The organism is Streptococcus sp. LYSM12 (assembly GCF_004569635.1).
Lineage (GTDB): Bacteria > Bacillota > Bacilli > Lactobacillales > Streptococcaceae > Streptococcus.
The window spans coordinates 74,313-81,579 of record NZ_SPOZ01000010.1; the positions used below are offsets into that span (position 1 = coordinate 74,313).

The window sequence follows — 7,267 nt, forward strand, 5'->3', positions numbered from 1 at the left end:
CTCCTAACTATTGTTCGGATAATGCGGCAATCGTTTCGCATACTTTTCTTTGTTTTCTTGACGGCTTCGCCCAATCGCTACCGCATCTTGCGGCACATTTTTGGTAATGGTTGAACCAGCTGCTGTCAGTCCATTATCACCAATTTCAAGTGGGGCAATCAAGGTTGAATTTGAACCAACAAAGACATGATTCCCAATCTTAGTTGTATATTTTTTCTGCCCATCATAATTGACCGTAATCGTTCCAGCACCAAAATTGACATCACGTCCTACTTCAGCATCGCCGATATAGGTCAAATGACCAGCCTTGGTATTTTCCCCAATAGTAGAACCTTTGACCTCTACAAAATTACCTATGTGGACCTCTTTTGCTAGCTGAGAACCTGGGCGAATATGGGCGTATGGTCCAATCGTTACACCTTCTGCAATACGCGATGCCTCAATCATGGAATTAGTCACTACCGCACGCGCACCAATTTCTGAATCAACAATGTAAGTCCCATTGGTCAGGACACTTTCTGCACCGATTAAGGTCCTCCCTTTCAAGGTCACATTAGCCTCAATCGTCACGTCTGGAGCAATAGCTACATCAACATCAATATAAGCAGCTGCTGGATTGACAAAGCTGACACCATTCAGCATATGGGTCTTGTTAATCCGTTCGCGCATCACTTCTTCAGCTTTGGCAAGAGCTACACGGTCATTGACCCCTAGACTTTCATCAAAATCACGGAGCAGGTAAGCTCCCACTTTCTCACCTGCTTCACGGAAAATACTCACCACATCTGTGATATAGTATTCTCCCTGAGCATTGTTGGTATCGATATTTTTCAATGCCTCAAACAAACGTTCATTGTCAAAGATATAGGTACCTGTATTGATTTCTCTAATCTGCTTTTCAAAATCAGAGGCATCTTTTTCTTCAACAATCTTCGTCACCTCTGCATATTGATTGCGTACAATACGTCCGTAACCAAATGGATTGACCGTTTCTGCTGTCAAAATAGTTGCCACATTTTTATGGTTAATGTGAAACTTGACCAAATCACGCAAACTTTCGCCTGTAATCAAAGGAGTATCACCTGCAATCACTAAGGTTTGTCCGCTACGGTTCTGAAGTACAGGCTCTGCCATCATGACCGCATGACCAGTACCAAGCTGTTCTGACTGGCTTACAAATTCTGTCTGCCCAGCTAGTACAGTTTCAACCATCTCCGCCTTGTGACCAACCACCGTCACAATTTTTTCAGGCGAAATAGCAGAAACACTACGGAAAACATGTTCCAACATTGAAATTCCTGCGACCTTATGTAAGACCTTGGGTAAATCTGATTTCATCCGAGTTCCCTTACCTGCGGCTAAAATAATTGCATAATTTGTCATACTATTCTTTCCAATCTATTGTTCTCGTTCCTATTATAGCATACTTTCTAAAGTCAATAAAGCCGGGTCTAACCTCTCATAAAAGTAGCATCACAGTCAAAAATCCCTCTCCTAAATAGACAGGGACTAAGGAATAGGATTACAGTGGATAGACTACTTTAAATTCTTCTAAGACAACTTGGCTATCCTCAGAAAAAGCCAGACCAACTTCCTCCAACCATTGGCTAAATAATTCTTCATGAATCTGGCGCCAATAAGCCAGCGACTTGTCCCCTTCTCCTTCTTTAAAGGCATGGTCTGCCGACACTTGGTTAAAAGGAAGCACTTCCACCTTGGTCGTTTCAATCACACAAACAGCTTCCTCTTGACCATTTAAAATCACACTCTGCTCACCAACTGTAGGTAATGCTTCTTCTGCTAAAGCATACAAGTCATAGGCTGAGGCTGTCGCTGTTTTTCCTCCTCCTAAGACCAAATCTGCTAACAAATCTGCCTCAGCCCCAAACTGCCATGCAACAACTTTCTCCTCAATCTGAGGATTCATCAAACGATAGGTCTCCCACATTTCTTCTGCTGTCATCTTACTTCTCCGCTACTGTAGAAACTGTATTCATAAATGAGGTACTTTCATTCAGTAAATCATTTTCCAATCATCAAGGATCATCTCTTTGAACATGAGAAACTATCTGCAAGTAACTGCCAAACAAGCGTAAATGTACGTCTTGAGCTACGAATATCTAGTCCTAGTTTTTCTATCTACTTTGAAATAGCCTGTCTGCTATTCTCTTTTGAAACAGGCACTTTTCTTGCAAACCATCACTTTCATAGCAAGTCTACGACGGTCTTTTGGCCCTCACTTGCTAGAAAGAGAACTTTTCTACATCTACCGTCCCTTAACTTCCATATTTTCTATCAAGATTGGACTTCGCACTCGGTCTTTCTTCTATAGCCGTTTCGTTTATTTTTAGCACTAGGCAAGGAGTCGCAGGTAGTTGAAATAGTTGATAACTATTTCAAGTGACAGATAAGAAAAGTGTAACTTTTCTCAATGGTACAGCAAGACGAGTGAACGAAGTAATAAAAAATAGAAACTAAATGACTATACCACTCCATTTATCCACTTGAGGATGTCTAACATGACCTCCTCCTTATTCCATTCATTGAGAATTTCATGGCGGGCTTCAGGATACAAGGTGAAGCTGACCCGAGAACAGCCAAGCTTCACCAGTAGATCATAGAAACGCTTGACCCCCTTACCACACTCACCAACCGGATCCTCCTGCCCTGAAATCAATAATAGCGGTAAATTTTTGGGAATTTTATCGATCCAATTCGTCTGCGCAGCATAATTAGCAAAGGTAAACAAGGCCTCATACATGCTGGTAGTCGGTCTGAATTGGTGACGGGGATTGGTCAAATAGTTGTCTACTTCGTTCCGATCTCTCGTCAACCAGTCTGCACTGGTTTTCGTAGGCGAAAAATGCCTATTAAAATGACCTGTAGTCATAGCTTCGACTAATTTACTGCGATGAAGAGGTCCATAAATCCCCGTTAGCATCTTAACCAAATGGATACCTGCTCTCGTTTTCAAGAGGGGTTCTTGGCCTGTTCCCATAAGAATACTAGCCTGAACATCTATTCCATGTTCTGCCAAATACAAGCGAGTGATATAAGAACCCATGGAATGCCCCATAATGATAAGAGGAAGATTAGGGTAGCGCATTCTTATCTCTTCATGTAAGCCCTGTACATCTTCAATCAAGACATGCCAGCCACCTGGAAACACACCGTAGTCTTCTTGCCGACGGACTGTATGTCCATGTCCCACATGATCATGACCTATCACCGCGTAACCCGCTTGATTGAGAAAGCGAGCAAACTCATCGTATCGCTCCATCTGTTCAATCATACCATGAACGATTTGGATGATTGCTTTTGGCTCGTCAATCGCCCATAAGATAGCACTGGTTTGACGCGGTCCAAATCGCCACCTTGTCACTTTTGTCATTTGTTTTCCCCGTTACTTTATTTCAAACTCCAACCACCGTCAATCTTGAGGATTTCCCCCTGCATACTACTTGCTTTCCCGCTCGCCAAAAATAAGGTGACTTCTGCGATTTCATCCGGCTCTAGCCAACGCTTGATTGGTGTTTCTGCCACGACCCAATCCGCCATCCCACCTTCTTCAAAATCACTTGCCGTCATAGCCGTCTTGACTGCGCCTGGTGCTAGGCCAAAAACCTGAATCCCTTTATCAGCATAATCAAGTGCTAGTTGCTTGGTAAAGCCTGCCAGAGCATGCTTACTAGTCGTATAGGCTACACCACCGCCACCAGCAAGAAAACTAGCAATCGAACACATATTGATGATTATCCCTGCCTTTTTTTCCAACATCTTGTTTAGATAAAAGCGAGTAAGACGCATAGGTGCAAATAGATTAATAGCTAAGATATCCTCCATTACTTCCTCACGAATATCTAGCAAGGCTTTATAATCATCCAATTTCCCAGCAGTATTGCAGAGAATATCCACTTCGGGCAACCAGTTAAAGAGAGCCTCTAAACTACTCCGAAGATCTAGTTGTAAAAAATGAAAATCACCGATCAATGAGGGTTGTTCTTCCTTATCAACACCATAAACTTCATAGCCTTTTTCCAAAAACAGCTGGGCTTGAGCACGTCCAATGCCCGAGGACACACCCGTCACAAGGACTTTCTTAGTCATGAACTTCCACCCAGTCTGTTGCTAAGACATCGCATGGTGTCGGACTCCACATAGAAAACCCCTCTCCCTCACCTGATACATTGATTAAAAAGTAGGGGGTTACTTCCAGCGCTACACCATTTTGCTCAATCGTATCAAAGAGCTGGACATAGTTTTCAGCACCACCCCAGCCTATCCGAACATATTTTTTTTTGACCTTTAACCCTGGTAATATCTCTTCAAATGTCATGGTTTGCTCCTCTTTCTTATGTAAATTAAAACACTTTGCTTTAGTTCAACTAAATATAGACAACCCAAAGTTTCTCTTTCCATTATACCACAAGTCCTAACGCCTTACATAAACCGGAGTAGAACAGATAGCTATAATCATTTCATACACCCCATTTTAGGGAGTAGGAAAGAACTCAAAAGATATAAGAACGAGTTCGGTTTTTACCTTATTTCCTGCATTCTAACTTAAGGCTGAAACGGTCTATTCCCAGACCGTCCCACTCCCACCCCCGCATAGAGTAGTGACTGTTGGAGGTTGGAAATGAAGCCAACGAGTTTGCATCAGTCGTAGAGGTCCGATGTGGAGTGGGAAACACGAACAAATATGAGTAAAAACTCCAGTAGAGCTTTTTAGCCTGCTCCCTGAAAAAGAGCAGCATTTCCAACTTTCAAGGGCATGATAGCCATTGAAGCAAGCAACCACTGCGTCAATGTAATGCGGTTCGTAAAATTAGAAAGCTGGACTATTTACCAGCCTCAGGCTTTATTTTCTTTTATGAAATCGATAATCCCTATCCCCATTTCAACGCTACCAAAATGGCTACAGCAATCCAGGCGTCCTGTATTGTTAACGACACCACCCTATTCATGCTCCAAAAGAAACTTTATCTACATGACGCACTATCTCTTTGTACGATAACTAGCTGTTTTCCCTAACAGTATCAGCTATCGCTGCTCAATCCAGATAAAAATTGATGTTTTATCCTTAACGTATCTTATAAAACATGTGTATTATTCAGACACTTTCTAAAATCTATACCATCCTTCATCATTGTGCGCTACATAGATTGCGAACTAAAACGAAAGAAACATCTCCCGCTCATTAAATAGCATCCACTCACCCCTGCCAACGCTAGATTTACGTTCAATCCCATTCCCTAATTTACTGGTGATATTCATTGAATACGGTGAGATAACATGGCTGCTCATTATGCTAACCTATTTTGAAGACCATTGATTTTAGGCACTTGCTATCAATCCTTGAACTTGACCGTGAAGAAAGAACTGTCGAGTAAATAAAAAAATAAACGAACAAAACAGATAAGGGACGCTATTTTTGTACACAAAAGCACCAGCCACTGGGCTGGTGCTTTAAGGAGATTATGAAAAATATTTAGGATTGACTATAGTATACAAAATTTAGTGTATCGCCACATCCGTCTTAAGACTGATTTTATGTCCGTCAACTATCAACTTCTGCTATCATTAGCTCAACTTGCTAAACTTCAGTTTAGAGGGGACCTCGCTATCTTTCCCCCAACCTTACACAATTCTCAATGGTGAAAGCTAGTTAGAGGTTCATTTTTTATAAAGGATTGCTTTGTGAAAGAAAAGTTGGAGATTTTACGCTCCTGTAGTTGTCGTATACGTCCCATGATTGCAGTTGTGGTTTTGATTATGATACGATATAATAGTTTAAACATATATAGTCTTTTCGTTTGCTTTGAGTACTAGACAAGGAGCTGCAGGCTGTACTAGAGTGCGGCAAAGCAAGTGAACGAAGCAATTAAATGACTATAGTATAGGAGTATCACATGCCAAACCTACTACAGTACATTGAAGAAGTAGCTTATTATAATTTTTATGATTTACCCCTCAACCGCCTGGATATTCTTGCGTTGACGGAAATTTCCTACCTGCCTTTTAACGAACTAGTAACGTCAGACTTTACGACAGCAAATACCCTTCGACTGGATCATTTAGCCGAGCAATTTGAAGCAACCTACCAAAAAAGAGATACTCCAAATCTCTCCGTCACTGTTACCCCTAATCGCCTCCAGCTACTCCAACTCCTTAAGGAAACGAAGCGTTTCAAGGCAATCAAGGCCTTTGCCTATGTGGATGACTACGATAAAAAAGAAGAAAAGCAGTTTGCAGCTATAACCTATAAGATTGGTCAAGATAAGCTGGTCACTATTTTTAGGGGAACCGACGACACCATTATTGGCTGGAAAGAAGATTTCCATATGACGTATATGGTAGAAATTCCTGCCCAACAGTCTGCGACTGAATACCTGAAAAACATTATGGACATATCCAATCAGACTCTCTACGTTGCTGGTCATTCCAAGGGCGGTAACCTTGCGATTTATGCTAGCAGTCAGATGAATACAAAAGACCAAGAACGAATTACCCAGATTATCGCCTACGATTCACCAGGCGTGCATTCGTCCGTCATCACATCAAGTGGCTACCTAGCAATAAAGAACCGTATTCAGTCCATTATCCCGCAAAATTCGATTGTTGGTATGCTCCTTGAAACACCTGAACATGCGGAAATTGTCGAAAGTAAAGCTTTTGGCTTGCTCCAACATATCAGCTTTACGTGGGAAATTGAGGGGCATGATTTCAAATTAGCACCTGCACTTACAGAAAACAGTGTCCAAATCGATGAAACCCTAAAAACATGGACAGCTAATCTTAATGACGAAGAGCTCAAACGCTTCTTTGACCTCCTCTTTGGTATATTCATTGATGCCGGGATTGAGCGGCTCGATGATTTCACTATTGATACCCCGAAAAAAATTAGCCTCCTCATGCAGCAACAACAAAACCTAACGGAACAGGAAAAAGACATACTTGATACGCTCTTTCGTCGCTTGATTGACACCCGCTATCAAGTCTGGAAAGACGCTCTGACAAGCCCCTATGCAACATTAGCGAAATGGTTTAAAAAGAAAACTGGCAGGAAATAAACTTCCTGTCAGTTTTCTTCGTCTGATACTCTACTATAATCAACTGAAACAAGAACAGGACAAAAGTGCCTCAATGAAAGTATGGGCATTTGGCAATACTTTTCTGAGGTGTTTTTTGATGTGAGCCCATGTTTTCTCGATGGGATTGTACTCAGGTGAGTACGGAGGAAGTGGTAAAATTCTATGCCCCTGCT

General features: G+C 41.8%; 7 protein-coding genes. 1 reads left to right on the top strand and 6 read right to left on the bottom strand.

What is annotated here, in order from left to right:
- Window positions 1–3: 3 nt before the first annotated feature.
- The 5 genes from glmU to E4T79_RS04665 all read right to left on the bottom strand — a co-directional run bounded on the left by glmU (window position 4) and on the right by E4T79_RS04665 (window position 4,336).
- Complete coding sequence (gene glmU, locus E4T79_RS04645) at window positions 4–1,383, bottom strand: bifunctional UDP-N-acetylglucosamine diphosphorylase/glucosamine-1-phosphate N-acetyltransferase GlmU (RefSeq protein ID WP_135028174.1); 1,380 nt, start codon at window positions 1,381–1,383, stop codon at window positions 4–6.
- Between the two features lie 139 nt (window positions 1,384–1,522).
- Entirely contained in the window at window positions 1,523–1,963 is a 441-nt protein-coding gene (locus E4T79_RS04650; protein ID WP_135028176.1) for an ASCH domain-containing protein, read from the bottom strand.
- A 519-nt stretch (window positions 1,964–2,482) separates the two neighbouring features.
- Window positions 2,483–3,391: an alpha/beta hydrolase gene (locus tag E4T79_RS04655; RefSeq protein ID WP_135028178.1), complete on the bottom strand. Its 909-nt coding sequence runs from the start codon at window positions 3,389–3,391 to the stop codon at window positions 2,483–2,485.
- 17 nt (window positions 3,392–3,408) lie between these two features.
- On the bottom strand, window positions 3,409–4,107 hold the full coding sequence (locus tag E4T79_RS04660; protein WP_135028180.1) for a 3-oxoacyl-ACP reductase: 699 nt from the start codon (window positions 4,105–4,107) through the stop codon (window positions 3,409–3,411).
- Complete coding sequence (locus tag E4T79_RS04665) at window positions 4,100–4,336, bottom strand: DUF2829 domain-containing protein (RefSeq protein WP_135028182.1); 237 nt, start codon at window positions 4,334–4,336, stop codon at window positions 4,100–4,102. The genes E4T79_RS04660 and E4T79_RS04665 overlap by 8 nt, the downstream gene beginning before the upstream one ends.
- Window positions 4,337–5,912: 1,576 nt before the next feature.
- Here E4T79_RS04665 and E4T79_RS04670 point away from each other — a divergent pair.
- On the top strand, window positions 5,913–7,073 hold the full coding sequence (locus E4T79_RS04670; RefSeq protein WP_135028184.1) for a DUF2974 domain-containing protein: 1,161 nt from the start codon (window positions 5,913–5,915) through the stop codon (window positions 7,071–7,073).
- A gap of 39 nt (window positions 7,074–7,112) precedes the next feature.
- Here the strand turns inward: E4T79_RS04670 and E4T79_RS04675 are convergent.
- Window positions 7,113–7,267, bottom strand: a 155-nt coding sequence (locus E4T79_RS04675) for a transposase (protein ID WP_194183744.1), incomplete at its 5' end; no start/stop codon positions are given.

Excerpts from the sequence above, each read along its gene's own strand:
- glmU (WP_135028174.1), bottom strand. The coding sequence starts at position 1,383 with ATGACAAATTATGCAATTATTTTAGCCGCAGGTAAGGGAACTCGGATG.
- E4T79_RS04650 (WP_135028176.1), bottom strand. The coding sequence starts at position 1,963 with ATGACAGCAGAAGAAATGTGGGAGACCTATCGTTTGATGAATCCTCAG.
- E4T79_RS04655 (WP_135028178.1), bottom strand. The coding sequence starts at position 3,391 with ATGACAAAAGTGACAAGGTGGCGATTTGGACCGCGTCAAACCAGTGCT.
- E4T79_RS04660 (WP_135028180.1), bottom strand. The coding sequence starts at position 4,107 with ATGACTAAGAAAGTCCTTGTGACGGGTGTGTCCTCGGGCATTGGACGT.
- E4T79_RS04665 (WP_135028182.1), bottom strand. The coding sequence starts at position 4,336 with ATGACATTTGAAGAGATATTACCAGGGTTAAAGGTCAAAAAAAAATAT.
- E4T79_RS04670 (WP_135028184.1), top strand. The coding sequence starts at position 5,913 with ATGCCAAACCTACTACAGTACATTGAAGAAGTAGCTTATTATAATTTT.